Origin of the sequence: Mycolicibacterium iranicum (assembly GCF_002101705.1) — a bacterium.
In the GTDB taxonomy this organism is placed as follows: Bacteria; Actinomycetota; Actinomycetes; order Mycobacteriales; family Mycobacteriaceae; genus Mycobacterium; species Mycobacterium iranicum.
The window spans coordinates 1-24,863 of record NZ_LQPC01000041.1 but is presented as its reverse complement, the minus strand read 5'-3'; the positions used below and the strand labels follow the sequence as shown (position 1 = coordinate 24,863).

The window sequence follows — 24,863 nt, the reverse complement described above, 5'->3', positions numbered from 1 at the left end:
ATCGGGGGGCCACGGGGTGCGGATCGAGGTTGATCCGGAGGCGCTGATCGCTGCGGGTCAGCAGACCGGTGCGATCGGCGCGCAACTGGCTCAGCTGTCGGATGCGCTGGGCGCGGCGCTCGGGGGCGGCATCTCCTCGGGCATGGATCCGGCGGGGATGAACTTCGGCCTGAAGTACGGCCACCAAGCCGGCGAGTTCACCTCGGCGGTGGCGGACGCGGCCAACGCCTTCGCGTCGGTGGGCATGCTGTTGCAGGCAACCGGCTACAACTACCGCAACGCCGATGCCGCCGCGACGATCGGCGGTGCGGGACCCTCGGGCGGCCTCGGTGCCGAGCCCGGCAAGACATTGCCGGCGCACGTGCCCGCCGGCCCCAACGGCGTCACCGTCCCGCCGCCGGACAAGTGGTATCTGATCCAACCGTTTCTGCAGGTGCTGCCGGGGATCGGCTTCTTCTCCGGGGCTGCGATGACCTGGCCGTCGGGCAACGCCTCGATCATGGGTGTGACGGCGGCGCAGTGGCGCAACTTCGCCACCGGGTTCGCGCTGATCGAGCCGCAGATGAGCGGAATCAAGAGCGTCGTCGGTGCCCAGCAGATCCCCGAGGGTGCGGCGATGAAGACCGCGCTGGAGAGCCTGGGCACGGCGATCTCGTCGCTGGCCGAGGTGTCGAACTCTGTCGCACAGTCGATTACGGACTTCGCCTCGGGTGTGCAGGCGACCCAGGACGCGATCCGACGGATACTCGACCGGCTGTCGCTCGACGGCCTGTGGGACACCGTCAAGGGAGTCTTCACCGGGGAGGCCGACGACATCCTGCGCGAAGTCGCCCACGACGTCAGCGCGGTGTTGAACAACTTTCAGCAGCAGGTGAAGGGCATCGTCGGCTTGCTCGACGAACTCACCGGCATGATCGGCGACGCTGCGACCGCCTTCCAGAAGTGGGTTCGCCCGATCCTGGTGGAGAACTTCGGCGAGGGTGTGGGCAACCGACTCGCCGACGCAGTGACGCTGTACACCGACATTCAGGTGGGCGCGGTCACGGGGTTGATCGGCACCGTGTCCGGGGTCGTGGCGATGGCCGACGCGGACACCTGGAAGGGAATGGCCGAGATGGCACTGTCGGTGGCCAAGGACCCGTCGACGCTGCCCGGGGTGCTGGCCAACATGGGCAAGGAGTTTGTCGCCTGGGATAAATGGTCCGGCGATCATCCCGGCCGGGCTGCGGGTGAGGCGGCGTTCAACATCGGCTCGCTGTTCGTGCCCGGCGGTGCGCTGTCGAAGACGGGCAGCGTCGCCAAAGGTCTCAACCTCAGCAGGCACGTACTGCAAGAGGGGCGACTGCCCAAGCTCGGCGAGCTGGGCAGCTGGACCCGCGGGGCACCCAATACCATTGAGGCGCCGCATGTTCCGGAGTTCAACCCCGGAAGCGCGGGCGGTGTGCCGCCGCTGCGACCCGAGGGAATTCCTGGCGGCGCAGGCCCCGGTGCACCGGGGACGGGTGCGGCACCGAGCGGCCCCCGTCCTGGTGAGCCGTCCGGCGGCGGCCCGCGGCCTGGTGAGCCGTCTCCTCCGGCGGCTCGGCCGTCGGGTTCCGGCGCCGAGGGTGGCGCCGGACCGCGCGCACCGCTCGATGCGGGACGAGGCGGCGGTGGTCCGGCGGCTGCGCCATCGGCATCGCCGAATGGTGCGTCGGGCGGGGCAACAGCAGAAGCCCCCGCTCATTCGGCTCTAGCGCATACGCCGTCGCCCGAGGCAACAAGCGCCGGCGGGCCGGAAGCGAGCCCGCACAGTGGCGGATTCGCCGATGATGGCGGAACCCACGATGCGGGCGAGGGGCATGAAAGTGGTGCCAGTCATGGTGCGCATCTGGGCGAATCCAACAGCGATTCATTCGACCAAACGCAACACGACTCTTCGCTCCATCATCACAGCGGTGACGGTGAACATCGAACTGACCATTTGGCGACGGACGATCCCGAGCACCATGATGGCCACGACGACAAACATCACGGGGAGGTTCGACCTGCCAGCGATGTCTTTCCCGATGCGAAGCCCTATGGCGATCTCAGCGAAGACCAGTTCAACGACCAATTCACCGACGAACGCGGACAGCTCATCTATCCGGATGACACTGATCCCGCGAAACCCTATGCAATCCCGGGAACGGTCAGGGTTCTGGGACTTGACGAACTGAAGTCCGTACTCGACGGCTTGGTACTCGACCGTCTGGGCCACCCTGGTGGCGGCTGGCTATCGCCTGACGGCACCAGCTATGAGGAGCGCGCCTTGCCGCCGAGCAGTCTCGAAAAGGATTACTACAGGTATTTGGTGAACACCTCGGTACCCCTACCTGATGGATGGTCGATCGAAGCGTCCGAGGTTGCGCCGTGGTTTGGTCAGCCTGGCGGTGGCGTTCAATACAAGCTGATTGCACCAGAGGGCGACCGACCGAGCGTGCAGCGCCTGATAGACATTGGATTTCTAGAATGGTTGTGAGTCAGGGAGACAGCATGGGCGGGAGAGAAAACACCAGCGATGTTCCCGAGCCCTATTTGGGCATCGCATCGCGTTGGTACTTCTGGCAGGCCATCTACTTGTGGGCGCACAATCGGCAGCCCGGAAGCGAAACGCGGGCTCCAAAGAAGTGGGAGACGGAGGCCGAGGTTTTCTGGGGCGCGCGTCCACCAGAAATGGCAGACGATTCGACGCTCTCGTTCGCGCACCCGTCAGGGGAATTCATGTATTACCTGACCGAAGAATCTGACGTCTACTATCTCGCAGTCGAAGAACGGCGCGTGCAGAAACGCTATTGGATGTTTCGGCTCCTCGCAGACGCGCAAAAGTACATCGACTGCACGCTGAGCGACGCGACCCAATCTATTCGCCAAACCGATCGGCTTTGGCGGCGATGGACCCAACTCGGGCTCAATTCACTTGTCACATTGACGTATCCAGATATGAATAAGTACCCCGGCCGCGTTTCATTGACCGTCGATTGCGAACCTACGGATAGGGGTTGGATGGGCAAGAGTGACGCCGTACCTTTCTCACACGCCATAATCTTGTCGACCGCTGAACTCGAAGGTGTTCTCACTTCACAGTTTCCTAACGAAGCACTCGAAGTCGCGGCAAGACAAGCGGGGTTCCCACGACGCTAAAGTGCAGCCTCGGCGAGATGATGCGATGGGGAACAAACGTTTTCACCTAAGGCAGCCCATGCGCGTGAGCACGCTAGGCGCTGGTGCTGCGAGTACAAGCGCAGCAAGAATCGCAGTTGACGGGATCCGCTGTCACGATGCGTGACGGAGCTGAGATGTGGGAGGTACTCGACAGTGGTAATCAGAGGCTGGTGGCGGTGCTCCAGGGGGTAAGTGGATACCGCAAGGTCAGCCGTGATTGACGTGCCAGTCTCCGGTCCTGTTGCCGTGTACCGCGGTCAGCGGGTGCCAATCGTGTTCAGCGGTCAAGAATGGGTAGCGCTACGCAGCGATCCCGGCGCAGTCCCGGACGGCTTCGAATCTGGGATGTCACCGGTCGGCTAGGGCCATTCGGGACCATGGGTGAAGGTCCCCCGATCTTGCATCGATGACATCCTGCTGATTCGGGTGACCGGAACGATCCGTGGTCATGAGGTGGCAGTCATTCAAAGAATGCCTGACGGACGCGTGAGGGTCACTTTCATCGGCCCTCCCGCCGTGGCTCGCGAACTGGGTCTGGACGGTGACCAATACATGGGATGGAGTGGATTGTTCGAGCCGGAAGACTCTGACAGCATCGAGGCGGAAGAGACGCGACGTGCCTGACCGTCTGATTCTGCAGAAGCTCCTCAACTCTGCCCTCGCAACCGCGATCGTAGAGACAGGCGGCGACCAAGTCCGCGGCTACGTTGCGGATGCCACGCGAGTTGCCAATTTGCGTACACCACAACGACTTCTGGCAGCCTACGGTGTCGAAGGCACACCGCAGTTCGTCGACGTCGTGAGGTTCGAACAGCCGCGTCTAGCGTCATTACAGCCGCCCGATGGCGCACCGCGACCCTGGCCGACCCTTCCGAACGGGTTCCTGCGTGGCGACTCTCTCGCTCGGGTCTGGAGCATGAGTCGGACCCGATATCCCTACGGATCTGAATACTGGCGACTTCGATCCGACGGTAAGCAGAAGGTCCTGTCGCGTTATGAAGGGGTGGCCCGAGGCTGGCTCAACGCGAAGCAATGGCGCCCGCCCAGCCCGATGGTCGGCACACTTGCCCGGTGGCGCGGCAACGAGTACTTCGCCGACATCGTTTCCGACACAGTCCATCTGACAACGATCACCGCCGACCGCCCGACGGGGTTTCAGCCGGTCCGTGCCAATGTCTGGTCAGCGAGCGTCCCACTTGCCGAAACTGAAATCTTCGAGCGCATCTATAGCGCCGAATTCGACGGTGTGCCGGTCCGCATCCTACGGACATCGGGGAAAACCGCCGAAATACTGCTTCTTACCGACGATCCCGATCACGCGCAACGAATCGGCGCCGGCTTGATCAAACCCGGCGTCTACGAAATCGTCGTCGACACGGGACGACTCACCAATGCGCGCGGAATTGAGAATCAATGGGCACCTACGTGAGTGCACAAGGAGGCGCATCGTGCCGGTAGCAGAGCTGATCCAATTCCTTGCCCACACGCTGGCCGACCATGATCTCAGGTTTGAAACAGTCAATGACCAAGAGATTCAACGCGGCTGTCCAGCCTGCTTAATTGTGCACCGCGGCAGGGACTGCAAGATTCAGCAATGTTGGTCGGCGTACAACGACGCGATCGGCACCGAAATGATGTCGTGGCTTCGCGACCTCTCACTTGAGTATTTCGATTCAGCACGAAGAGCATTGAAAACTGACGATTGGCCGATTACAGCGGAGGTGCCGCCGTGCCTTATCTGACCATCGACAGCATCGATTGGGACCAGTCGGGCGACGGTCTGCCTCACGCGATTCCTGAGTTGCAGGGCCAATTGCCTGAGAGCGGGAAGTTGGCGCGCCGACTACCCGGACCCGACAGAAGTGACTACTTCCTAGTCGTTCTGCAGAAGCCGCTCCGCTTCCATCCGCAGCCCGACTTCGATTGGACACGAGGCCAACCTGAGTTCCGCAGTCGAGACGACGCAGGTGAATTCCTGTGGATCTACGCTGTGATCGTTTGCAGTCTGGCAATGGGAACGCAGATACACCGCGGCATGAAGAGCTTCCCGGTACAGCTTGCACTGGTCATCGACAACACAGTTGGCCGTGACGAAACTTTAGCTTTTGAGAAGTGCGAGTATGCGGGTCAGGCCCTGGTGACCGACCTCCCTGAGATGCCGGAGTAGCGAACCAATGCAGAGTCGCATCGAAGTCAGACAGCTGGCCGGTATTGCGTGGGATTGGGTGCTGTACACCACCGTCGACGGGGCAAACGTTCTCGGGGTGATGTTCAGTGTGGGACCGTACAAAGTCGACATAGAACGCTTCTTCGCCATGCCAGAGCATTGCCGAACTGACGATCCAGCCGAAATCGCCGCTCGCATTCGGCGCGAGTACCCGCGCACCAGTTACGTCGAGATCCCGAGAGCCAATATCCAAACGTGTTCTGCCAACACCGGAGCAACAGCTGGGGAATCAGACCTTCGGACAAGTGCTAGCACGACTTTCGCCGACAAGGTGAAGACGATCATCGGCCCGTCTTTGACACGTAGAGGGTTCACATTTGATCGAGTCCTCGAGATGGATGAGGGTGGCCGCATCGGGTTTGCCGCGTTCTTCCGCAACACAATCTGCAAAGTCCAGGTCTACTGGTCCGCGCGTGGGCGAGAGCTGAACTGCATGATCGCCGCACACAGTGCGCCGTACGTGCACGGCCTTTACGACAAGTCGGCGCAGTGGCATTACCTCAATGAATCTGTATCTGAGATTCCACTAGAGGAGCTCGTCGAGCAGACTCGTTCCGACAAAGCCCTCTTCAAAAACCGCGACACGTGGTTGACGTGGCTTGCCGCTCGAATAGACGAGTACTACGAGTCCGCAGTTGCCGGCATCCAAGGCGAAACAGATCTCAATGGTGACGATCATGAACATCACTGAGCTGCGTCGAGCACTCCGCGCGATCGGGATCTCAGACCGCGTCCTGGCGATCGGTGGTCGCGCCGAATACTCGTGGTGCGTCGAACCCAGCACTGACGGGATGTGGGAGGTGTTCTGGTACGAGCGCGGAAACAAGAACGGCTTGGTTCGACTGCCTTCTGAATCGGACGCGTGCTACCAGATCCTGGGGCGGCTTGCGTACAGCCAGGTGCTGGCCGGAACCGTGACTGCCAGGCAAGCCTTCAACTCGAGACCGTCGCCAGGAACATCGCAGTTGCTCGTCGAGTGGGCGCAATCAGCGGGATACGCCTACACAAGCAACGATCACTCGGGCGCAACAATCTTCTGGACCGATCCCGGCGGGGAAACTCGCTTCTACATCCGCAGGCGCTTCGACGACGGCTTCGTCCTCACGTCTACGCAGCGAGCGTCTAACGAGCAGTTCGAGCTGGCTGCGCCGGCCGTCGAGACCATAGAAAGGCACCTCGTCTCACGATTCGCTTGGGGATTTCGGTCACGGAAGCGCCTCCCCCGCCTTCGCTTACCGAACGATCCAACCGAGGGGGCCGCCGGTTTCGATATCAGCGAAAAGGACGGTGATGGCTTCTGCACGCTGACCGATCATGCGCATCAAGTCATCGCAGTCGCCAGAGCTAGCGCCACCGGCGTACCCGAACTTGTGGCACTCTCTCACCTCGTGTCGCACCCTTTGGCCGACATCATCGCGTCCTACGAGCATCCCGAAGGCCGCCCACTGTTCGCGGTGTGACGCCAGCTACGAGCCCGTCACGAACCCCAGCACCGTCAGGCCGAACACCCCGAACAACAGCAGCGTCCCCGCCACGTCCGACACCGGATTCGACCCCACCGCCGCCGTCACCCCGCCCAGCAATACTGCCAGCGCCACAAATCCCAATCGCAGAACCAACAGAAAGCGTTGCCGCACAACAGCACCGAGCACCACACCCGGCACAGTACGCAAAACCCACACCAGCGGCACCACCAGCGCCGCACCCAGCACGCCGGCGGCAATCCGCGGCAGCACCGTCGGCATTCCGTCGTCGTGCGCGGCCATCACCACGATCAACGCCACCGCCGGGAACACCACCGACGCCGTCGCCATCCGCAGCACACGCACCAGCGCCAACCCGACATTGTCAATCACCAACGGGCGCAACGCCGGATTTGCGCGATCGGCCGTCAGTAACCCCCGCACCGCCTGGGTGAGCGTCCCCCACCTCAGCCGGCTCACCGCGAGATTGTGATGTGCCACTGCGTGATCGGGCGCGATTCGCAGCGCCTCCAGGTACTGCTGCTCGGCGGCTTTCGCACCCCATATTGTGCGGAAGATGTCACCGCGCAACACCAGAGCGTCCGGGTTAGTGGGGTCCAGCCGCAGCGCGTCGTCGAGGACCGCCAACGCCTGCTGATCCTGCTGCGATTCGTGCAGCAGGCTGGCATACGTGTACAGCGCGAGCGACGACCGCGGATGCTCGCTGACCAGACGCCACGCCATCGACAGTGCGTCAGCGAGACGGCCCTGCCCGTGCAACGCGAGCACATAGAGCCGCATCGCATGCTCGTTGGACGGCTCGACGGTCAACACGGACCATGCCGCCGACGCCGCCGCCCCGTAGTCTTTGGCGCCCAGACTCGCCTGCGCGGAGGCCGTCATCATGGCAACGTCGGACATCACCGGAGAATTTTATCGGCGCACGAAGGGGGCTCCTCGCACCTTTTGGCGGGCCGCACCCCCTCGGCTCGCACCCGGCACGCGAACGTCACTCGCGCATCGCCAGGGCGAGACGGCTGATCTCAGCGTCTCCGTATCCCGCGACCACGGCGGCGTCGGCGTAGCGCTTCATCGCCTTCAATGCGCCCGCGTCGACGCCGCTGCTCTCCGATGTCTCGATCAGGTGTGCCAGCGACGACGCGACTGAACTCACCGATGCGCTGGCCTCGTCGTGCCGGTCCGCCTCGATGCGCTCGGCAATCTCGGTGAAGACAGGCGGGAGGATCCTTGCGATTCCGAGCGCGTGGGCCAGCAGCTCGCTCGGTGTGATGCCCTGTGCTCGTGCGGTTTCCAGTGCGTGCAGAAAGCCGCCGGTGGCGGTCCAGAAGACATCGAGAAGGGCCATGTCGAATGCGGCAGCGCGGCCGTGGTCCTCGCCGAGCCACGTGGCTCGCCCCAGGACCTCGAACAGCGCGCGGTGCTGATCGAAGAGACGCTCGGGTCCGGCGTAGAGCACGCTGGTATCCGGCGTTCCCATCACGTCGGTGGGGGTCATGATGGCGCCGTCGAGGTAGCGTCCGCCTGCATCGGCGACCAGCTTGGCGGTGCCACGGGCCCGGTCGGGAGTGTCCGAACTGAGGCCGACCACCACACGTCCAGCGACTGCGGCGCCTGCGGCGGCGAGCGCCGCGTCCACGGCGTCGTGGTCGACGACGTTGACGAGGGTGATGTCACCGGCGGTGACGGCCTCAGCAGGGTTGCCCGCCCATCGCGCGCCCCGGGAAAGCAGTTGCGCGGCTTTGGACTTTGTGCGATTCCACACGGTGACGCTGTGCCCGGCATCGAGGAAAGCACCTGCCAGGGCCTGGCCCATCGGGCCCAGTCCGATCACGGAAACGGTGGTCATCGGGCGACGCCGTGGTCGCCGAAACTTGCGGAGTAGTCCATCGAACCCGTCCCTAGGAAAGTCACTGAGGTCATGGCACCATCGTCGACAGGGGCAAACTTTTCAACAAGTACCCACTATTTGGTGGGGTACTTACCCAGATGAAACTATTGGGCCTGACGTGCTGGGAGGCTGACATGACAGGGCTGGGGAAATACACGTGCGGCCTGGATGCGGCGATGGCCGTCGTGTCGGGCAAGTGGGTGCCGTTGATCCTGTGGTCGCTCAGCGACGGCCCGGTGCGATTCAACACGCTGCACCGCAACCTGGCGGGCATCTCGCAGAAGATGCTGACCCAGCACCTCAAAGATCTTCAGGCCTACGGGGTGGTGCACCGGGAGAGTTATCACGAGGTGCCGCCCCGGGTGGAGTACTCGATGACCCCGGCTGGGCGTGAGCTGCTGGAAGCCCTTGAGCCGATGGGCAATTGGGCCGAGAAGTACATCGGCATCATCTGCGCGGCCGACGCAGGCTAGCTCTCGTGTTCGGCGAGCCACGCGTCCGCGCGCCGCTTCGAGGCGCGTGACAGCCACGCGTCCTGAATCAGCTCGCGCAGCTCGATGACATCGATTTCACCAAGTCGACTGGCGCGCACCAGAACCGACGGATGGCCGTTAAAGTGGTCGGTGGTGAAGAACGGTGAATCCGGATCCTGGGTGAGTGCGCGTTTGTCGTCCTCGGATTCCACCCAGATGACGATGACGTCGTCGTACCGCTCTCCGGTGTCGGGGTCGAACGCATCGGGGCGCGGCGTGCGGAAGAACACGAAAGACTTGTTGCCCACCTGATAGATCGAATTGCCCGCCTTAGGGCCCACCAGCCGCGTTACGTGCGGCATCGACGAGGCGATCTCGTGGACGTCGTCGACGGTAGCGGGACGGTCACGCATGACGCTGCAGCTTGTGCAGGGCGACGTCGGCGAGAACACCGTCCTGCGCCGTCGCGGTCATGTAACTGCAGTGCGGCTGACGGCGACGGTCGGTCGGCGATCCCGGATTCAGCAGCCGCAAGCCACTATTCGACGTCGCATCCCACGGGATGTGACTGTGGCCGAACACCAGCACGTCGGTATCGGGGTACAGCTTCGCCATCCGCTCGTCGCGGCCGGCCGCCCCGCCCGTCTCGTGCACCACGGTGAAACGCAGCCCGCCCAACACGACATCGGCCCGCTCGGGCAGTCGCGCGCGCAGCTCGGGGCCGTCGTTGTTGCCCCAGCAGGCGACCAGTCGCTTCGACCGTTCCTCCAGCGCGTCGAGCAGATCCGGTTCGACCCAGTCGCCGGCGTGGATCACGACGTCTGCACAGTCCACCTCCTCCCACACCTGCGCGGGAAGGTCTTTGGCTCGCTTCGGGACGTGCGTATCGGCGATCAGCAGTAGGCGCACGTCTCCAATCTAGCTCTGCGGCAGCGAGGGCCAACCCTCAGCGCGCCAGCACACCATGTCGATCTCGACCAGGCTGCCGACTGCCAACCCGGTGACGCCCACGCACGTCCGCGTCGGCAACCTGTCGGGAAACCATTTCGCGTAGGCGACGTTGAACGCGTCGTAGTCGGCCCAGTCGATCAGATAGGCACGCACCGACACGACGTCAGCCAATCCTCCGCCGCACAGCTGCACCACCCGCTCGAGGTTGCGCATCACCTGGTCGGTTTGAGTGGCCACGTCCTCCCCGACGACCGCACCCGTCACGTCGGTGGGCATCTGCCCTGTGACATAGAGGGTTTCGCCGGCGGCGGTGGCATGGGAGAACGGCGCCACGCCCGGCGGCACCCCCTGTTCGGGAGTGAACGTGAAGGCACGGATTGCGGTCATAGTTGCGCCTTACCCGGTGAGACCGGCGTCCAACCGGGCGGCGGATCTTCGCCCACGCGGCCGTCGACGGCTTCCCGGAGCAGGTCGGCGTGGCCGGTGTGCCTGCCGTACTCCTCGATCAGATCGCACAGCAGCCGGCGCAGGCTGGCGTGGTTGCCCTCCTCGTCGCGGACCGCGGCGAGCTGATCGAGCCCGCCGCGCTCCAGTGCCGCCGAGACGCGCGCTCGGGATCGGGCGACGGCGTCATGCCAGTGGGCGTAGAGCTGGTCGGGGCTGTCTGCGGCGGCCGAGGTGAACTCCCAGTCATCGGTGCCGTCGTGCAGCGTCGCCCATGGCTCGCCGACGGGCTCACCGGCGAGCTTGTCCGTGAACATGACGTCCTCAGCGAAGGCGAGGTGCTTGAGCAGGCCGCCAAGGGTGAGCGCCGAGGCTCCGATGGTGGTCTGCAGCCCGGCCGCGTCGAGGTCGTCGGCTTTCCACAGAAACGTGGCCCGGAGACGGTCGAGGGCCCCGACGAGATGGTCGACCTCGCTGCCCGCGAGGGGAGGCTCCCAGGGGGTGAGGTTGACGGCCATATGGTCGAACATAACCGCACTCAACACGTCAGCTGCGTACGTTCTCCGAGTCCAGTCGCGTCACGTCGCCGTCTTCGGGACCGTGGGCGCGACCCGCATGCGCCTCAGCTCGCATTCGTTCACGCATGTGTGGATAGTGCAGCTCGAATGCTGGCCGCTCCGAACGGATTCGGGGCAGCTCGGTGAAGTTGTGCCGCGGCGGAGGGCAACTGGTGGCCCACTCAAGCGAGTTGCCATGCCCCCACGGGTCGTCGACGGTCACCGGTTCGCCGTAGCGCCAGCTCTTGAACACGTTCCACACGAACGGCAGCATCGAGACGCCCAAGATGAACGCCCCGAACGTCGAGATCACGTTGAGCGTGGTGAACCCGTCGCCGGGCAGGTAGTCCGCATAGCGCCGCGGCATCCCCGCGTCACCGAGCCAGTGCTGCACCAGGAACGTGCTGTGAAAGCCGATGAACGTCAGCCAGAAGTGAAGCTTGGCGAGCCGCTCGTCGAGCAGCCGGCCCGTCATCTTCGGGAACCAGAAATAGATGCCCGCATAGGTGGCGAACACGATGGTGCCGAATAGCACGTAGTGGAAATGCGCCACGACGAAATAGCTGTCGGTGACGTGGAAGTCCAGCGGCGGGCTGGCCAGCAGCACGCCCGACAGGCCACCGAGCAGGAACGTCGCGATGAAGCCGATCGAGAACAGCATCGGCGCTTCGAACGTCAACTGGCCTTTCCACATCGTGCCGATCCAGTTGAAGAACTTGATGCCGGTCGGGACGGCGATCAGGAACGTCATGAAGCTGAAGAAGGGAAGGAGGACGGCACCGGTGGCGAACATGTGATGCGCCCACACCGCCATCGACAGGGCGGCGATGCTGAACGTCGCATACACCAGCGTGGTGTAGCCGAAGATGGGCTTGCGGGAGAAGACCGGGATGACCTCGCTGATGATGCCGAAGAACGGCAGCGCGATGACGTACACCTCGGGGTGGCCGAAGTACCAGAACAGGTGCTGCCAGAGGATGACGCCACCGTTGCCCGGGTCATAGACGTGCGCACCGAGATGACGGTCGGCGGCCAGGCCGAAGAGCGCCGCGGTCAGCAGCGGGAAGATCAGGAGAACCAGGATCGAGGTCACCAGAATGTTCCAGGTGAAGATCGGCATCCGGAACATCGTCATACCGGGTGCGCGCATGCAGACCACGGTCGTGACCATGTTGACCGCACCCAGGATCGTGCCCAGGCCACCCACCCCGAGTCCGAAGATCCACAGATCCGCGCCCACTCCTGGCGAGTGAATGGCATCCGACAGGGGCGCGTAGGCCGTCCACCCGAAATCCGCGGCGCCCCCGGGAGTGATGAATCCCGCGAGCGCGATGAGCGCGCCGAACAGGAAAAGCCAGAACGACAGCGCGTTCAACCGCGGAAAGGCGACGTCCGGCGCGCCGATCTGCAGCGGCAGCACCAGGTTGGCGAAACCGAACACGATCGGAGTCGCATAGAACAGCAACATCGCCGTGCCGTGCATGGTGAACAGCTGGTTGTACTGCTCGTTGGACAGGAACTGCAGCCCCGGCGCGGCCAACTCGATGCGGATGAACAGCGCCATCAAGCCGCCGACCATGAAGAACACGAAACAGGCGACGCAGTACATGATCCCGATCAGCTTGTGATCGGTCGTCGTGATCAATTTGTAGATCAGATTGCCCTTGGGCCCCATCCGAGGAGGAAAAGGCCGCTTGGCAACCAGCGATTCGATCTTGTCGAGGGTGGCCACGCGGGCAGTCAAACTGACAGCCGATAGGCGTCGATAGGGCCGAAAGTCGCTAAAGACAGCTGAAGCGCGCCCGAAGGGATTCGAACCCCTAACCTTCTGATCCGTAGTCAGATGCTCTATCCGTTGAGCTACGGGCGCTTGGTCGTACCTGTTCAGTTGTGACTGCCGGCGAGCCGGCAGTCGTGCACACCGGCGAGCCGGCCATCTTGCGCGGAGGCGAGAGGATTTGAACCTCCGGCCCGCTTTAAGGCGGGCAACTCATTAGCAGTGAGTCCCATTCGGCCGCTCTGGCACGCCTCCCGACGTTTACCGCCGCGCCGATGAGAGTACACAGGCCCTGCGGTGCGAAGCAAAGCAGATCGACGCGGGCCATAAACTGTCTCGGTGCCCGCCCGTCTACGCCCCGAACTCGCCGATCTACCCGCTTATACACCGGGCAAGACGGTGCCCGGGGCCATCAAGATCGCCAGCAACGAGACCGTCCACGGGCCGCTGCCCAGCGTGAAGGCCGCAATAGCGAAGGCCGCCGAGGGGATCAACCGCTATCCCGACAATGGCTACGTCGAGCTCAAGGAACGCCTCGCCAAGCACGTCAACTTCGCCCCGGAGCACATCTCGGTCGGCTGCGGCTCGGTCAGCCTGTGCCAGCAGTTGATCCAGATCACGTCGACCGTCGGCGACGAGGTGCTCTTCGGCTGGCGCAGCTTCGAGATCTACCCGCTGCAGGTGCGCACCGCGGGCGCGACGCCGGTCCAGGTCCCGCTGACCGACCACACCTTCGACCTCGACGCGATGCTCGCGGCGATCACCGACCGCACCCGGCTGATCTTCGTGTGCAACCCGAACAACCCGACCAGCACGGTCGTCGAACCGGACGCGCTCGCCCGCTTCGTCGAAGCGGTGCCGCCGCACATCATGGTTGTCCTCGACGAGGCCTACATCGAATACATCCGCGACGGCCTGGTACCCGACAGTTTCGGCCTGGTTCGGGCCCACAGCAATGTCGTTGTGCTGCGCACTTTTTCGAAAGCCTACGGACTGGCGGGCCTACGTATCGGTTACGCCGTCGCCGACCCCGACATCGTCACGGCACTGTCCAAGGTCTACGTCCCCTTCACCGCGACCAGCGTCTCGCAGGCCGCGGCGGTCGCGTGCCTGGATGCCGCCGACGAGCTGCTGGAGCGCACCGACGCCGTCGTCGCCGAACGCGCCCGGGTGTCTGCGGCGCTGCTCGACGCCGGCTACGACATCCCACCGTCGCAGGCCAACTTCGTGTGGCTGCCCCTGGTAGGGCGCGCCCAGCAGTTCGCCGCCGATGCCGCCAACAATCGCATCATCGTGCGTCCCTACGGTGACGACGGCGTCCGGGTGACCGTCGCCTCCCCCGAAGAGAACGACATGTTCTGTGAGTTCGCCCGCCGTTGGATTGGAGACAACGCATGAGCCCCCGCGAGACCTTTACCGCGCTCACCCAGCGCTCCGAACCGATCACCGATGGCGAGCTCGACGACTTCTGGGCCACATTGGCGCCCGCCACCATCGAGTTCATGATCGGTGAATGGAAGGGCGGCGAGTTCCAGACGGGGCATAAGGCCAACGGCTTCATGAAGCGGCTGAACTGGTTCGGTAAGACCTTTCACTCCGCGTCGGACGCCAAGCCGCTGGTCTGCCTCGATGCCGACGGGAACAAGTTCTCCAACACCGAGGCGATGAACGGCGAAGCCAGCCTGTGGATGGAGGAGTTCCGCGGCGAGACGGTCGCATCGATGGTCTACGACGGTAAGCCCGTGCACGACCACTTCAAGGTCGTCGACGACAACGCCGTGATCGGCATCATGAATGGCAAGGGCGCACTCGACACCAGTTCCGGCACCCCTCGTCACCTGTACTTCTACCTCGAACGGGTATAGCCGCATATCGTGGCCGGGATGAGGACGCACGTGCGGGTGACCGCCGCAATGATCGGGCTGGCGGCCGTGTTGGGTACGGCGGCCTGCACGCAGACCACCGAAGGTGTCGTCGCGCAGACGACCGAACCCGGCCCGCCGCTGCCATCGTCGGACGACACCCCCACCGACGAGCCGAGCATCCCCGGCCTACCCGGTCTGCCGGACATCGAGATCCCGAACCTGCCGCTGCCGACGCGCAACACCGACGTGCCCGAGGTGCCCGCACCTGCGAACTCGCTCGAGATGACCTGCGACGAGTACAACGCGCTCGACGAAGCGACGCGGGTGGCCGTGGTACGCGAGGTCCTCTCGCAGGAAGGCAACCCGCTGGGACCCGACGGAGAGTTCGTCGGCCAGATCCTCGCCGACGCGGCCTGCCAGTTCCTGCCGAGCGCGACCGTCAGCGAGGTCCTGATGGGCGGGGCCGGGGGCTGAACTAGCCTCTGTCCCCATGAGCACTTACGAAGCCCTGACCGTCGACATCGCTGACCACATCGCGCAGGTCACGCTGATCGGCCCCGGCAAGGGCAACGCGATGGGCCCTGCGTTCTGGGCCGAGCTGCCCGTGGTGTTCGCCGACCTCGACGCCGACCCCGAGGTGCGGGCGATCGTCCTCACCGGCTCCGGCAAGAACTTCAGCTACGGCCTCGATCTGATGGCCATGAGCGGCACGCTGTCGGCGGTGATGAGCGACGGGGCGACCGCCAAACCCCGCGCGGACTTTCACACCCACCTCAAGACGATGCAGCAGTCCATCACCGCGGTCGCCGACTGCCGGACTCCGACGATCGCGTCCGTGCACGGCTGGTGCATCGGCGGCGGTGTCGACCTGATCTCGGCTGTCGACATCCGTTATGCGAGCGCCGACGCGAAGTTCTCGGTGCGAGAGGTGAAGCTCGCGATCGTCGCCGACGTCGGCTCGCTGGCGCGGTTGCCGTTGATCCTGTCGGACGGGCATCTTCGCGAACTCGCCCTGACGGGTAAAGACATCGACGCAGCGCGCGCCGAAAAGATCGGTCTGGTCAACGACGTCTACTCCGATGCCGAAGCCTCGCTTGCTGCCGCGCGCGCCACCGCAGCCGAGATCGCGGCCAACCCGCCACTGACCGTCCACGGCATCAAGGACGTGCTCGACGAGCAGCGCACCGCACAGGTCTCGGCGAGTCTGAGGTACGTCGCGGCCTGGAACTCGGCGTTTCTCCCGTCGAAGGACCTCGGCGAGGGCATCAAGGCGATGTTCGAGAAGCGTCCGCCGAACTTCACCGGGGAGTAGTCCGGCGCGGCAAGGTCTCGGGCATTGCCGCGACACACGCCAGGCTGACCGTCGCCAACCCGCCCATCATCACCGCGACGCCCCACCCACCGAAGTGGGCGGCCAGCACCGGCGACAGCACCGGCGGAAGTGCGCCACCGATGATGGCGCCCATGGTGTGCGACAACGCCGCGGCCGTGTAGCGGTGCTCCGTCGCGAACGTCTCCGGCAGGAACGCCGCCAGCGGTCCCATGCACAGGCCGACGAAGGCATAGGTGACGATGACGGTCAGCCCGAATACCACAGGGTTGTGCATCTCGACGAGCGGAAAGACCGCGAACGCCCACGGAGCAGCAAATGCGAAGGCACACAGCGTGATCCGGCGTCGACCGTGGGAGTCGCTCAGAATTGCCGTGACGGCCGCACACCCCACCGCACACAGACCGCCGACGACGTTGACGAACAGCACCGAGTTGGTCGAGTAGTCCAGATGGTCTGCGGCGTAATGCGTGATAAAGGTGCCGGCCTGGAAGGCCAGCATCGCCGAGCAGATCGCCACGCCACCGGCCAGCAGCACCGAGCGACCCTGTGTGCGCAGCAGAGTGATGAGGGGAACGCCCTGGGCCGGCTTCGTGGAGGTTTCCGAGAATGCGGGCGTCTCTTTGACTTTGAGCCGAATGATCAATGCCGCGACGATCAGGACCGCGCTGAGGAGGAACGGGATCCGCCAGCCCCACTGCATGAACGCCGGGCTGTCCTCACCGAAACCGACGTGCACAGCCAAGAACACGAAGTTGGACATCACCAGTGCGGTGCCCAACCCCAACTGGGTGAACATGCCGTAGAACCCGCGCCGTTGCGCCGGCGCGTTCTCGGCGCTCATCAGCACCGAGCCGGCCCACTCCCCGCCGACCGCGAAACCTTGCATCAAGCGCAACGTGATCAGCAGTAGCGGGGCGGCGATTCCAATCGTCGCGGCGCTCGGGATGAGGCCCACGCCCACCGTGGCGATACCCATCACCATCAAGGTTGCGACGAGGGTTCGCTTGCGTCCCAGCCGATCTCCGAAGTGGCCGAACACCGCAGCACCCACAGGCCGTGCGATGAACGCCGCGGCGAAGGTTCCGAGGGAAGCCGTCGTCGCCATCACGTGGCTCAGCTCGGGGAAGAACACCGTCGGGAAGACCAGCGCCGCGGCGGTGCCGTAGATGAAGAAGTCGTAGAACTCGATGGCCGAACCGACGTAACCGGCCATTGAAATCCGCCGCAGGTCTCGGGGATCACCACGGTCCGCGTCCGTGGCGGCCATTGTGTTCGCTGTCATGAGCGTCAGTATTCGCTCAGCTACGGCGCCGGGCTCAGCCTCCGATCGGCCCCAACCGTGTCCACCGATCGGGGGACATGCCAGCTGCTCACACGGTGCCCATCGTCTGAACAACAGCACGGCCGCTGCGTGTGGCGGAACAACACGAGCGTTTGGCGGTGGCGGAGGGATTTGAACCCCCGGACGGTGTTAGCCGTCTCTCGCTTTCAAGGCGAGTGCATTAGGCCGCTCTGCCACGCCACCGCGGGACAGTCTAAACGCGACCGATTTTGGCTGACGTTCCGCCGGCTTTGAGCCCCGCGCTGATGCGACGGCAGTTCTCCCCCATCGCCGTAACCTGCGGGCGGCTCAACCGGTCGAGGAAGTGCGCGCGCACCGCGGCGCCATACGTCTCCATCGCCGAGGCCAGGGCCGTTCTCCCCTCCGGCGTGATGCTGGCGAGCACGCCGCGCCCGTCGTCCGGGCTGGCGCCCCGAACCACGAGCCCCTGGACCTCCAGTCGGTGAATCTGGCGCGTCACCCGACTGGGCAACGACATCAGCGATTCCGCGACATCGCCCATCCGGGCCGCCCCGGTTGGCGATTTGGCCAGCAGATCGAGAAGCCGGACGTCGTTCAACGTCAGCCCGTGCTCATCCGACAGCGACCGGTTCATGGTCGCGTACAACCGCAACGCAGCATCCAGAAAGTTCTGCCATGCCCTTTGCTCAGCAATGTCCAAACCCGGCGTATCACTCGCCGTGCGTCCCCCGATGATCCCCTCCATTCGCCCATAGTAAATCTGAGGCGGTGTTGCCGTTGGGGAAATTAATGGGTGTTTCCGCAGCGTAGTAGCGTTGCATCAATGCAAGCGATTGTGGCGGAACCACCTGGCGAGCTCACCTGGCAGTCTGTGCCGGACCCCGAACCGGGCTACGGCGAAGTCCTCATCCAGACCGTCGCTGCCGGAGTCAATCGCGCCGATCTTCTGCAGGCCGCCGGGAACTACCCGCCTCCCCCGGGCGCCAGCCACATCCTCGGGCTCGAAGTGTCCGGCACCATCGTCGGCGTCGGGGACGGTGTGTCGCAGTGGTCGGCGGGCCAACCGGTATGCGCCCTGCTCGCGGGCGGCGGATACGCCGAGTTCGTCACCGTTCCCGCAAGCCAGGTAATGCCGGTTCCCGACGGCGTCCCACTGCCCCACGCGGCGGGACTCCCTGAGGTGGCATGCACGGTGTGGTCCAACGTGGTGATGACTGCGGGCCTGACCGCTCCGGAACTCTTCCTGGTCCACGGCGGCGCCAGCGGTATCGGCACCCACGCGATCCAGGTCGCGAAAGCGCTCAACTGCCGGGTCGCGGTCACCGCCGGCTCGCGCAACAAGCTCGATCTGTGCGCCGAATTGGGCGCCGACATCACCATCGACTATCGCAATGAGGACTTCGTGAAGGTCGTTCGGGACGCCGGGGGCGCGGATGTCATCCTCGACATCATGGGTGCGGCCTACCTCGACCGCAACGTCGATGCGCTTGCCAGCGACGGCCGGCTCGTGATCATCGGCATGCAGGGCGGGGCGAAGGGCGAACTGAACATCGGCAAGCTGCTCGCCAAACGCGGCAGCGTGATCGCGACCGCGCTGCGGTCCCGGCCGGTCACCGGCCCCGGCGGAAAGAGCGACATCGTCGCTGCCGTCACCACCGAGGCGTGGCCGCTGGTCGCCGACGGACTCGTGCGGCCCGTCATCGGCGCGGAATTCCCCGTCACCGAAGCCAAAGCAGCCCACGAACTGCTGGCTTCCGGTGATGTGTCGGGGAAAGTTGTTCTGCGCGTTGCCGATTAGCGGCTAGCCGAGCGAGGCGAGCGCACGCACCAGCTGGTCGACCTCGGCCGAGGTGTTGTAGTGCGCAAGACCGATCGTGACCGCTCCGCCGATGTCGTTGACCCCGATGGCGTCCAGAACCTGCGAACTCGCATTGGCGATCGCGAGGATCCCGTTGTCGGCCAGTCGCTGGACGACGTGCTCGGCCGGCACGTTGTTGATGACGAAGGTGAGCGCCGGGATCCGCGCCTCGGGGGCGCCGATCACCGTGACCGTCGGCAGCGAACGCAGCGACATCAACAGGTACTCGAACAGTCCGTCCAGGTAGGCCGACGCCGACTGCATCGATACCGACAGCCGCTCCCTGCGGGTCCCCTGTGCCGAATCATCAAGCCCGGCAAGGTATTCGATGCTGGCCACCACCCCGGCGAGCATGCCGAACTGGTGAGATCCGAGCTCGAGGCGTTCCGCCCCGGTGGCATTCGGATTGAGCGACACGGAGCCGAACGCGTCGATCATCGACGGGTCCCGGAACACCAGCGCCCCGATCGGCGGGCCGCCCCATGCGAGCGCATTCAGTGCGACGACGTCTGCGTCGATTTCGTTGATGTCGATGAGTCGATACGGCGCGGCCGCCGAATGGTCGACGACCACCAGACCGCCGACCTCATGCGACAGCTTGGTGACCTCGCGCAGTTCGGTCACCGTACCCAGCGTCGAGGATGCCGACGTGATGGCGACCAGCCGGGTGGGCCGCGTCACCAGGCCCTCCCACTGCCAGGTCGGAAGCTCGCCGGTCTCGATGTCGACCTCGGCCCACTTCACCTTTGCGCCGAACCGGTTCGCCGCCCGCAGCCACGGTGCGATGTTCGCCTCGTCGTCGAGACGGGTCACCACCACTTCGTAGCCGAGACCCAGCCGCACCGACGCGGCGTCGGCCAGCGAGGTCAACAACACGGCGCGGTCGGCGCCGAGAACGACACTGGACGGGTCGGCGCCGACGAGGTCGGCCACGGCTTGCCTGGCGGCGGCGAGCACCGCGGCGCTGCGCCTGGCGGCCGGGTGGGCGCTGGCCGTCGTCGGCATCGAGCCGCGAAAGGCGGTCGACACCGCGCGGCCTACCGAATCGGGCAGCAGCATGCCGTTCTGGGCGTCCATGTGCACCCAGCCATCGCCCAGTGACGGGTGCAGACCACGCACCCGGGCGACGTCATATGCCATGTCAGCCCACCTTAGTGCGTCGGGGAAATTCGCCGTACCACCCGTTTTTCCGGACAGTGCGACGGCCGCCCAACCTTGCCGTTTACCGCCCGCACCCGAGGGGGCACGGGTCATCCGGCCCGCAATACTAGTCGAGTCACACTGTGCCACGAAGGGCCACCGGCCCGCCCGGCACGGCTGGCTGGCGGACGAATTCGCTGGACAATGCCGGTTCTCGGGCCCACCTGCTGCGTCTGCGGTCCGGGAGACCGGCCGTCCTTCGCTGGACAAATCGCGTTCGTAGGAGAAGATCTACGACGACGGCGAAGCTGCGTCGCGCTAGTCGCGGAGCCCGAACGTAATAGGCGAGAAATGCTGGGGCACTCTTAGAGACATGGCTACCAATTCCGACGACGACCAGATCGAGATCATCGGCAGTGCCGACACGGCTGGCGAGAGCGACATCGACGGTCGCGGCGACGGCAAGTCGCTGACCGACCTCGTCGAACAACCCGCCAAGGTGATGCGGATCGGCACCATGATCAAGCAGCTGCTGGAGGAGGTGCGCGCCGCCCCGCTCGACGAGGCAAGCCGCGGACGGCTCCGCGACATCCACCGCACGAGCATCAGCGAGCTCGAGGACGGCCTCGCGCCCGAACTGCGCGACGAGCTGGAACGGCTCACCCTGCCGTTCACCGAAGACGCCGTGCCGTCGGACGCCGAGCTGCGCATCGCGCAGGCCCAGCTGGTCGGCTGGCTGGAAGGCCTCTTCCACGGTATCCAGACGGCGCTGTTCGCCCAGCAGATGGCCGCGCGCCAGCAGCTCGAGCAGATGCGTCAGGGCGCGCTCCCTCCCGGTGTGAGCATCCCCGGACAGCGCGGCGGGCCCGGGCATCCCGGCACCGGCCAATACCTGTGAGAGCCGCGTGACCGGCCCTCACGACGAACCGTTCATCGAAACCCGCGATGCGTGGGTCGAGTTCCCCATCTTCGACGCCAAGACCCGGTCGCTGAAGAAGGCGTTCCTGGGCAAGGCCGGCGGGGCGATCGGACGCAACGAGTCCAACGTCGTCGTCATCGAGGCGCTGCGTGACATCACGCTGTCGCTGAAGATGGGCGACCGCGTCGGGTTGGTCGGGCACAACGGCGCAGGCAAGTCGACGCTGCTGCGGCTGCTCTCGGGAATCTATGAGCCCACCCGGGGGGTCGCGTCGGTGCGCGGACGTGTCGCCCCGGTGTTCGACCTGGGTGTCGGGATGGACCCCGAGATCTCGGGCTTCGAGAACATCATCATCCGGGGTCTCTTCCTCGGGCAGACCCGCAAGCAGATGCTGTCCAAGGTCGACGAGATCGCAGAGTTCACCGAGCTCGGCGACTACCTGCAGATGCCGCTACGCACCTATTCGACGGGTATGCGGGTGCGCCTGGCCATGGGTGTGGTCACCAGCATCGACCCCGAGATCCTGTTGCTCGACGAAGGTATCGGCGCGGTCGATGCGGACTTCCTCAAGAAGGCGCAGTCACGTCTGGCCGACCTGGTGGCCCGCTCCGGAATCCTGGTCTTCGCCAGCCACTCCAACGAGTTCCTCGCCCGCCTGTGCAACACGGCGATGTGGATCGACCACGGCACCATCAAAATGGAGGGCGGCATCGAGGAGGTCGTGCGCGCGTACGAGGGTGAGGACGCGGCGCGGCACGTCCGCGAGGTGCTCGAAGAGAACGCGCGGAACCGGTCTGCATGACGGACTCCGTATGCGCCGTCGTCGTCACGCACCGTCGGCCCGACGAACTTGCGAAATCACTCGATGCGGTCTCGTCGCAGACCCGTCCGCCCGACCACCTGATCGTCGTCGACAACGACGACGACGAGGTCGTCCGGGATCTGGTTGCCGCCCAACCTATTCCGACGACCTACTTGGGTTCGCGCCGAAACCTCGGCGGGGCAGGCGGTTTCGCGCTGGGCATGCTCTATGCCCTGAGCCTGGGCGCCGATTGGATCTGGTGCGCCGACGACGACGGACGTCCACAGGACTCGGAGGTACTGGGCACCCTGTTGGCGTGCGCCGGGCGGTACGGCCTCGCGCAGGTCTCGCCGATGATCTGCGATCTCGACAACCCCGACAAGCTCGCCTTCCCGCTGCGGCGCGGGCTGGTCTGGCGGCGCTGGGTCAGCGAACTACGCACCGACGCCGAACTTCCCGATCTGATGCCCGGCATCTCGCATCTTTTCAACGGTGCGCTCTTTCGCGCGTCGACGGTGGAGGCGGTCGGGGTGCCGGACCTGCGCCTGTTCTTCCGGGGCGACGAAACCGAGGTTCACCGCAGGCTTTTGCGTTCGGGTCTGCCGTTCGGCACCTGCCTGCAGGCCATCTACCTGCATCCGCAGGGCAGCGACGAATTCAAGCCGATCCTGGGCGGCCGTATGCACACCCAGTACCCCGAAAACGACATCAAGCGTTACTACACCTACCGCAATCGCGGATACCTGCAATCCCAACCCGGTATGCGCAAGCTCGTCCCGCAGGAATGGCTGCGGTTCGGCTGGTACTTTCTGGTGTCCAAGCGCGACCCCGCGGGGTTCCGTGAGTGGGTTCGCCTGCGGCGCTTGGGTCGACGCGAGAGGTTTTCACGACGGTGAGGTTTGAAGAACTGTGACGATCATGGATGCCGCGGCGCAGTCCAAGACGTTTTCGCGGGCATGGGGCGATCTGGTTTCCGGGTTCGGCAAGCGCGAGCTCTGGCTGCACCTCGGCTGGCAGGACATCAAGCAGCGCTACCGGCGGTCCGTGCTGGGTCCGTTCTGGATCACCATCGCTACCGGCACCACCGCCGTGGCGATGGGCGGCCTGTACTCGATGCTGTTCAAACTCGAACTGTCCGAGCACCTTCCGTATGTCACGCTCGGCCTGATCGTCTGGAATCTGATCAATGCGTCGATCCTCGAGGGCGCCGAGGTGTTCATCGCCAACGAGGGGTTGATCAAGCAGCTGCCGACGCCGTTGTCGGTACACGTCTACCGGCTGGTGTGGCGGCAGATGATCCTGTTCGCCCACAACATCATCATTTTCGTGATCATCGCCATCGTCTATCCGAAACCGTGGACGTGGACAGACCTCACCGTCATCCCGGCGTTGGGACTGATAGCGCTCAACTGCGTGTGGGTCGCACTGTGTTTCGGAATTCTGGCCACCCGCTACCGCGACATCAGCCCACTGCTCGGCAGCCTGGTGCAGCTGCTGTTCTTCATGACGCCGATCATCTGGAACGAGTCCACACTGCAGGCCCAGGGTGCGGGCGGCTGGGCGAAGATCGTCGAACTCAACCCGCTGCTGCACTACCTGGACATCGTGCGGGCGCCGCTGCTGGGGGCCGATCAGGAACTGCGGCACTGGGTGGTGGTCATCGTGCTCACCATCGTGGGATGGACCTTCGCGGCTCTGGCGATGCGGCAATACCGTGCGCGCGTGCCGTACTGGGTGTGACCGTCAGCTGCTCAGTCCGATGACGTCGGGCTCCGGGCCGAAGACGAACCGTCTGCCCGTCATCGACTGTGGCGTGATCCGCACGAAGCGCTCCTTCTGGGTGGCGACCCAGGGGTAAAGCCCTGCGCGCCGGGCCTCGGCGATCTCGTTGGCGGTGGCAAGAAGCTTGGCCTTGCCGCGCACGATCACGCTCCAGCCCTCGGCGACGTTGTGGTCGTCGGCTTCGAAGACCACGTACTCGTTGAGCGCGGCCGTCAGAAGTTTGGTGCCTTCGGCGGTGCGGAACAGCAGGGTCCTGTTCTGCACGACGAAGTTCACCGGGAAGATCTCGGTCCAGCCGTTGACGGTCGTGACGAGCCGTCCCAGCGATACCGAGCCCAGCAGGTCCCAGCTTTCGGTCTCGGTGAGTTCGGTGACCGGTGCACCCGATGCCGTTGTCGCGTCCATGGAATCGATCGTCGGCCCCACCGGGAATCTCTTCTAGAGTCCAATGGCACTTCTCGGGAACGTCTACCGTTATGCAGATATGAGCATTCCGCCATATCAGCCGCCCACGCCGCCGACGCCGGGCCCGGGTAACACCCTGCTGTGCCCGAAGTGTGCAGGAGTTATGACGACCTACGAGCGCAATGGTGTCCACCTGGAGCAGTGCGACTCCTGCCGTGGCATCTTCCTCGACTTCGGAGAGCTCGAAGCCCTGACGCAGATGGAGAACCGCTTCATGCAGGCCGCGCCGCCGCCGATGCCCCACCAGGGCTACGGCTACGGACCGGGCTGGGGCAAGCGCGGCAACAAGCACTACCGCAAACAAGGCATGGGGCGGCTGTTCTTCTCCAGCTAGCTGTACTGACCACGGACGTTGGTGACGGCGTGGTGAGGTGACAAGACGAAGACCTCCGAGTGGAGTGCGAGCTGTCTA

29 protein-coding genes and 3 tRNA genes are annotated in these 24,863 nt (G+C 64.7%); 18 read left to right on the top strand and 14 right to left on the bottom strand.

What is annotated here, in order from left to right:
* Positions 1–16 precede the first annotated feature (16 nt).
* The 7 genes from AWC12_RS19545 (at position 17) to AWC12_RS19515 (ending at position 6,870) form a co-directional block, all read left to right on the top strand.
* Positions 17–2,500, top strand: coding sequence for a TNT domain-containing protein (locus AWC12_RS19545; protein WP_085176425.1), 2,484 nt, complete (start codon positions 17–19; stop codon positions 2,498–2,500).
* Positions 2,497–3,162, top strand: a complete 666-nt coding sequence (locus tag AWC12_RS19540; protein WP_024447297.1) for a hypothetical protein — start codon at positions 2,497–2,499, stop codon at positions 3,160–3,162. Before AWC12_RS19545 ends, AWC12_RS19540 begins: the two co-directional genes overlap by 4 nt.
* Before the next feature lie 637 nt (positions 3,163–3,799).
* Positions 3,800–4,612: a hypothetical protein gene (locus AWC12_RS19530; RefSeq protein ID WP_085176423.1), complete on the top strand. Its 813-nt coding sequence runs from the start codon at positions 3,800–3,802 to the stop codon at positions 4,610–4,612.
* 19 nt (positions 4,613–4,631) lie between these two features.
* Positions 4,632–4,925, top strand: a complete 294-nt coding sequence (locus AWC12_RS30855) for a hypothetical protein (protein ID WP_133057361.1) — start codon at positions 4,632–4,634, stop codon at positions 4,923–4,925.
* Positions 4,913–5,350 (top strand): hypothetical protein, encoded by a 438-nt coding sequence (locus AWC12_RS19525; RefSeq protein WP_133057360.1) that lies wholly within the window; start codon positions 4,913–4,915, stop codon positions 5,348–5,350. Before AWC12_RS30855 ends, AWC12_RS19525 begins: the two co-directional genes overlap by 13 nt.
* Before the next feature lie 7 nt (positions 5,351–5,357).
* Positions 5,358–6,101 (top strand): hypothetical protein, encoded by a 744-nt coding sequence (locus AWC12_RS19520; protein ID WP_085176420.1) that lies wholly within the window; start codon positions 5,358–5,360, stop codon positions 6,099–6,101.
* The gene (locus AWC12_RS19515; protein ID WP_133057359.1) at positions 6,088–6,870 is read left to right on the top strand and encodes an Imm61 family immunity protein; all 783 of its coding nucleotides are present in this window, start codon (positions 6,088–6,090) and stop codon (positions 6,868–6,870) included. The genes AWC12_RS19520 and AWC12_RS19515 overlap by 14 nt, the downstream gene beginning before the upstream one ends.
* A 6-nt stretch (positions 6,871–6,876) precedes the next feature.
* Here the strand turns inward: AWC12_RS19515 and AWC12_RS19510 are convergent, their stop codons facing one another.
* Complete coding sequence (locus AWC12_RS19510) at positions 6,877–7,794, bottom strand: tetratricopeptide repeat protein (RefSeq protein ID WP_085176416.1); 918 nt, start codon at positions 7,792–7,794, stop codon at positions 6,877–6,879.
* An 88-nt stretch (positions 7,795–7,882) separates the two neighbouring features.
* On the bottom strand, positions 7,883–8,740 hold the full coding sequence (locus AWC12_RS19505) for an NAD(P)-dependent oxidoreductase (RefSeq protein ID WP_085176414.1): 858 nt from the start codon (positions 8,738–8,740) through the stop codon (positions 7,883–7,885).
* A 176-nt stretch (positions 8,741–8,916) separates the two neighbouring features.
* Between AWC12_RS19505 and AWC12_RS19500 the strand changes: the two genes are divergently transcribed.
* A complete protein-coding gene (locus tag AWC12_RS19500; RefSeq protein WP_085176533.1) occupies positions 8,917–9,255 on the top strand; it encodes a winged helix-turn-helix transcriptional regulator in 339 nt (112 codons plus the stop codon).
* On the opposite strand, the gene AWC12_RS19495 is transcribed toward AWC12_RS19500, so the two are convergent.
* The 7 genes from AWC12_RS19495 to AWC12_RS19465 all read right to left on the bottom strand — a co-directional run bounded on the left by AWC12_RS19495 (position 9,252) and on the right by AWC12_RS19465 (position 13,239).
* The gene (locus AWC12_RS19495; protein WP_085176412.1) at positions 9,252–9,668 is read right to left on the bottom strand and encodes an MmcQ/YjbR family DNA-binding protein; all 417 of its coding nucleotides are present in this window, start codon (positions 9,666–9,668) and stop codon (positions 9,252–9,254) included. The genes AWC12_RS19500 and AWC12_RS19495 overlap by 4 nt on opposite strands.
* On the bottom strand, positions 9,661–10,164 hold the full coding sequence (locus tag AWC12_RS19490; RefSeq protein WP_024447306.1) for a metallophosphoesterase family protein: 504 nt from the start codon (positions 10,162–10,164) through the stop codon (positions 9,661–9,663). Before AWC12_RS19490 ends, AWC12_RS19495 begins: the two co-directional genes overlap by 8 nt.
* A 9-nt stretch (positions 10,165–10,173) precedes the next feature.
* Complete coding sequence (locus AWC12_RS19485) at positions 10,174–10,593, bottom strand: RidA family protein (protein ID WP_085176410.1); 420 nt, start codon at positions 10,591–10,593, stop codon at positions 10,174–10,176.
* On the bottom strand, positions 10,590–11,168 hold the full coding sequence (locus AWC12_RS19480; RefSeq protein ID WP_085176408.1) for a mycothiol transferase: 579 nt from the start codon (positions 11,166–11,168) through the stop codon (positions 10,590–10,592). The genes AWC12_RS19485 and AWC12_RS19480 overlap by 4 nt, the downstream gene beginning before the upstream one ends.
* Before the next feature lie 28 nt (positions 11,169–11,196).
* Complete coding sequence (ctaD, locus tag AWC12_RS19475) at positions 11,197–12,882, bottom strand: aa3-type cytochrome oxidase subunit I (RefSeq protein ID WP_051226748.1); 1,686 nt, start codon at positions 12,880–12,882, stop codon at positions 11,197–11,199.
* 122 nt (positions 12,883–13,004) lie between these two features.
* Positions 13,005–13,077: transfer RNA gene (locus AWC12_RS19470), tRNA-Arg, on the bottom strand.
* A 73-nt stretch (positions 13,078–13,150) separates the two neighbouring features.
* A tRNA-Ser gene (locus AWC12_RS19465) sits at positions 13,151–13,239 on the bottom strand.
* A gap of 84 nt (positions 13,240–13,323) precedes the next feature.
* Here AWC12_RS19465 and hisC point away from each other — a divergent pair.
* From hisC to AWC12_RS19445, 4 genes are read left to right on the top strand one after another with little or no spacing between them, the layout of a single operon-like run.
* Entirely contained in the window at positions 13,324–14,382 is a 1,059-nt protein-coding gene (hisC, locus tag AWC12_RS19460) for a histidinol-phosphate transaminase (protein ID WP_085176406.1), read from the top strand.
* Positions 14,379–14,849: a DUF4334 domain-containing protein gene (locus tag AWC12_RS19455; RefSeq protein ID WP_024447311.1), complete on the top strand. Its 471-nt coding sequence runs from the start codon at positions 14,379–14,381 to the stop codon at positions 14,847–14,849. Before hisC ends, AWC12_RS19455 begins: the two co-directional genes overlap by 4 nt.
* Positions 14,850–14,867: 18 nt before the next feature.
* Positions 14,868–15,323: a hypothetical protein gene (locus AWC12_RS19450; protein WP_024447312.1), complete on the top strand. Its 456-nt coding sequence runs from the start codon at positions 14,868–14,870 to the stop codon at positions 15,321–15,323.
* 16 nt (positions 15,324–15,339) lie between these two features.
* Entirely contained in the window at positions 15,340–16,161 is an 822-nt protein-coding gene (locus AWC12_RS19445) for a crotonase/enoyl-CoA hydratase family protein (RefSeq protein WP_085176404.1), read from the top strand.
* On the opposite strand, the gene AWC12_RS19440 is transcribed toward AWC12_RS19445, so the two are convergent.
* The 3 genes from AWC12_RS19440 to AWC12_RS19430 all read right to left on the bottom strand — a co-directional run bounded on the left by AWC12_RS19440 (position 16,148) and on the right by AWC12_RS19430 (position 18,230).
* Positions 16,148–17,464: an MFS transporter gene (locus tag AWC12_RS19440; protein WP_234814099.1), complete on the bottom strand. Its 1,317-nt coding sequence runs from the start codon at positions 17,462–17,464 to the stop codon at positions 16,148–16,150. The two genes, AWC12_RS19445 and AWC12_RS19440, sit on opposite strands and share 14 nt — an antisense overlap.
* Positions 17,465–17,617: 153 nt before the next feature.
* Positions 17,618–17,707: transfer RNA gene (locus AWC12_RS19435), tRNA-Ser, on the bottom strand.
* A 10-nt stretch (positions 17,708–17,717) separates the two neighbouring features.
* A complete protein-coding gene (locus AWC12_RS19430) occupies positions 17,718–18,230 on the bottom strand; it encodes a MarR family winged helix-turn-helix transcriptional regulator (RefSeq protein ID WP_024447315.1) in 513 nt (170 codons plus the stop codon).
* Between the two features lie 78 nt (positions 18,231–18,308).
* On the opposite strand from AWC12_RS19430, the gene AWC12_RS19425 reads away from it, so the two are divergent.
* Complete coding sequence (locus tag AWC12_RS19425) at positions 18,309–19,283, top strand: NAD(P)H-quinone oxidoreductase (RefSeq protein ID WP_085176401.1); 975 nt, start codon at positions 18,309–18,311, stop codon at positions 19,281–19,283.
* 3 nt (positions 19,284–19,286) lie between these two features.
* Here the strand turns inward: AWC12_RS19425 and AWC12_RS19420 are convergent, their stop codons facing one another.
* Positions 19,287–20,483 carry a cysteine desulfurase-like protein gene (locus tag AWC12_RS19420; protein ID WP_085176399.1) on the bottom strand — a complete coding sequence of 399 codons (1,197 nt, stop codon included), beginning with the start codon at positions 20,481–20,483 and terminating at the stop codon, positions 19,287–19,289.
* 373 nt (positions 20,484–20,856) lie between these two features.
* Between AWC12_RS19420 and AWC12_RS19415 the strand changes: the two genes are divergently transcribed.
* Genes AWC12_RS19415 through wzm form a run of 4 tightly spaced genes read left to right on the top strand, consistent with a single transcriptional unit; the run spans position 20,857 to position 23,944 of the window.
* A complete protein-coding gene (locus tag AWC12_RS19415) occupies positions 20,857–21,381 on the top strand; it encodes a bacterial proteasome activator family protein (RefSeq protein WP_085176397.1) in 525 nt (174 codons plus the stop codon).
* Positions 21,382–21,388: 7 nt separating this feature from the next.
* Positions 21,389–22,204 (top strand): galactan export ABC transporter ATP-binding subunit Wzt/RfbE, encoded by an 816-nt coding sequence (gene wzt, locus AWC12_RS19410; protein WP_024449612.1) that lies wholly within the window; start codon positions 21,389–21,391, stop codon positions 22,202–22,204.
* A complete protein-coding gene (gene glfT1, locus AWC12_RS19405) occupies positions 22,201–23,100 on the top strand; it encodes a galactofuranosyltransferase GlfT1 (RefSeq protein ID WP_024449611.1) in 900 nt (299 codons plus the stop codon). Before wzt ends, glfT1 begins: the two co-directional genes overlap by 4 nt.
* Positions 23,101–23,113: 13 nt before the next feature.
* On the top strand, positions 23,114–23,944 hold the full coding sequence (wzm, locus tag AWC12_RS19400; RefSeq protein WP_024449610.1) for a galactan export ABC transporter permease subunit Wzm/RfbD: 831 nt from the start codon (positions 23,114–23,116) through the stop codon (positions 23,942–23,944).
* A gap of 3 nt (positions 23,945–23,947) precedes the next feature.
* Here the strand turns inward: wzm and AWC12_RS19395 are convergent, their stop codons facing one another.
* Positions 23,948–24,391, bottom strand: a complete 444-nt coding sequence (locus AWC12_RS19395; protein ID WP_024449609.1) for a pyridoxamine 5'-phosphate oxidase family protein — start codon at positions 24,389–24,391, stop codon at positions 23,948–23,950.
* 79 nt (positions 24,392–24,470) lie between these two features.
* Here AWC12_RS19395 and AWC12_RS19390 point away from each other — a divergent pair, with 79 nt between their 5' ends.
* Entirely contained in the window at positions 24,471–24,785 is a 315-nt protein-coding gene (locus tag AWC12_RS19390; protein WP_024449608.1) for a TFIIB-type zinc ribbon-containing protein, read from the top strand.
* Positions 24,786–24,863 lie beyond the last annotated feature (78 nt).

What these genes read in the sequence shown, in the direction of transcription:
- AWC12_RS19455 (WP_024447311.1), top strand. Translation starts at nt 14,379, where the DNA reads ATGAGCCCCCGCGAGACCTTTACCGCGCTCACCCAGCGCTCCGAACCG.
- AWC12_RS19520 (WP_085176420.1), top strand. Translation starts at nt 5,358, where the DNA reads ATGCAGAGTCGCATCGAAGTCAGACAGCTGGCCGGTATTGCGTGGGAT.
- AWC12_RS19430 (WP_024447315.1), bottom strand. Translation starts at nt 18,230, where the DNA reads ATGGAGGGGATCATCGGGGGACGCACGGCGAGTGATACGCCGGGTTTG.
- AWC12_RS19440 (WP_234814099.1), bottom strand. Translation starts at nt 17,464, where the DNA reads ATGACAGCGAACACAATGGCCGCCACGGACGCGGACCGTGGTGATCCC.
- AWC12_RS19415 (WP_085176397.1), top strand. Translation starts at nt 20,857, where the DNA reads ATGGCTACCAATTCCGACGACGACCAGATCGAGATCATCGGCAGTGCC.
- AWC12_RS19395 (WP_024449609.1), bottom strand. Translation starts at nt 24,391, where the DNA reads ATGGACGCGACAACGGCATCGGGTGCACCGGTCACCGAACTCACCGAG.
- AWC12_RS19450 (WP_024447312.1), top strand. Translation starts at nt 14,868, where the DNA reads ATGAGGACGCACGTGCGGGTGACCGCCGCAATGATCGGGCTGGCGGCC.
- AWC12_RS19510 (WP_085176416.1), bottom strand. Translation starts at nt 7,794, where the DNA reads ATGTCCGACGTTGCCATGATGACGGCCTCCGCGCAGGCGAGTCTGGGC.
- glfT1 (WP_024449611.1), top strand. Translation starts at nt 22,201, where the DNA reads ATGACGGACTCCGTATGCGCCGTCGTCGTCACGCACCGTCGGCCCGAC.
- AWC12_RS19495 (WP_085176412.1), bottom strand. Translation starts at nt 9,668, where the DNA reads ATGCGTGACCGTCCCGCTACCGTCGACGACGTCCACGAGATCGCCTCG.
- ctaD (WP_051226748.1), bottom strand. Translation starts at nt 12,882, where the DNA reads ATGGGGCCCAAGGGCAATCTGATCTACAAATTGATCACGACGACCGAT.
- AWC12_RS19425 (WP_085176401.1), top strand. Translation starts at nt 18,309, where the DNA reads ATGCAAGCGATTGTGGCGGAACCACCTGGCGAGCTCACCTGGCAGTCT.
- AWC12_RS19420 (WP_085176399.1), bottom strand. Translation starts at nt 20,483, where the DNA reads ATGGCATATGACGTCGCCCGGGTGCGTGGTCTGCACCCGTCACTGGGC.
- AWC12_RS19500 (WP_085176533.1), top strand. Translation starts at nt 8,917, where the DNA reads ATGACAGGGCTGGGGAAATACACGTGCGGCCTGGATGCGGCGATGGCC.
- AWC12_RS19445 (WP_085176404.1), top strand. Translation starts at nt 15,340, where the DNA reads ATGAGCACTTACGAAGCCCTGACCGTCGACATCGCTGACCACATCGCG.
- AWC12_RS19485 (WP_085176410.1), bottom strand. Translation starts at nt 10,593, where the DNA reads ATGACCGCAATCCGTGCCTTCACGTTCACTCCCGAACAGGGGGTGCCG.
- AWC12_RS19480 (WP_085176408.1), bottom strand. Translation starts at nt 11,168, where the DNA reads ATGGCCGTCAACCTCACCCCCTGGGAGCCTCCCCTCGCGGGCAGCGAG.
- AWC12_RS19505 (WP_085176414.1), bottom strand. Translation starts at nt 8,740, where the DNA reads ATGACCACCGTTTCCGTGATCGGACTGGGCCCGATGGGCCAGGCCCTG.
- AWC12_RS19390 (WP_024449608.1), top strand. Translation starts at nt 24,471, where the DNA reads ATGAGCATTCCGCCATATCAGCCGCCCACGCCGCCGACGCCGGGCCCG.
- AWC12_RS19515 (WP_133057359.1), top strand. Translation starts at nt 6,088, where the DNA reads ATGAACATCACTGAGCTGCGTCGAGCACTCCGCGCGATCGGGATCTCA.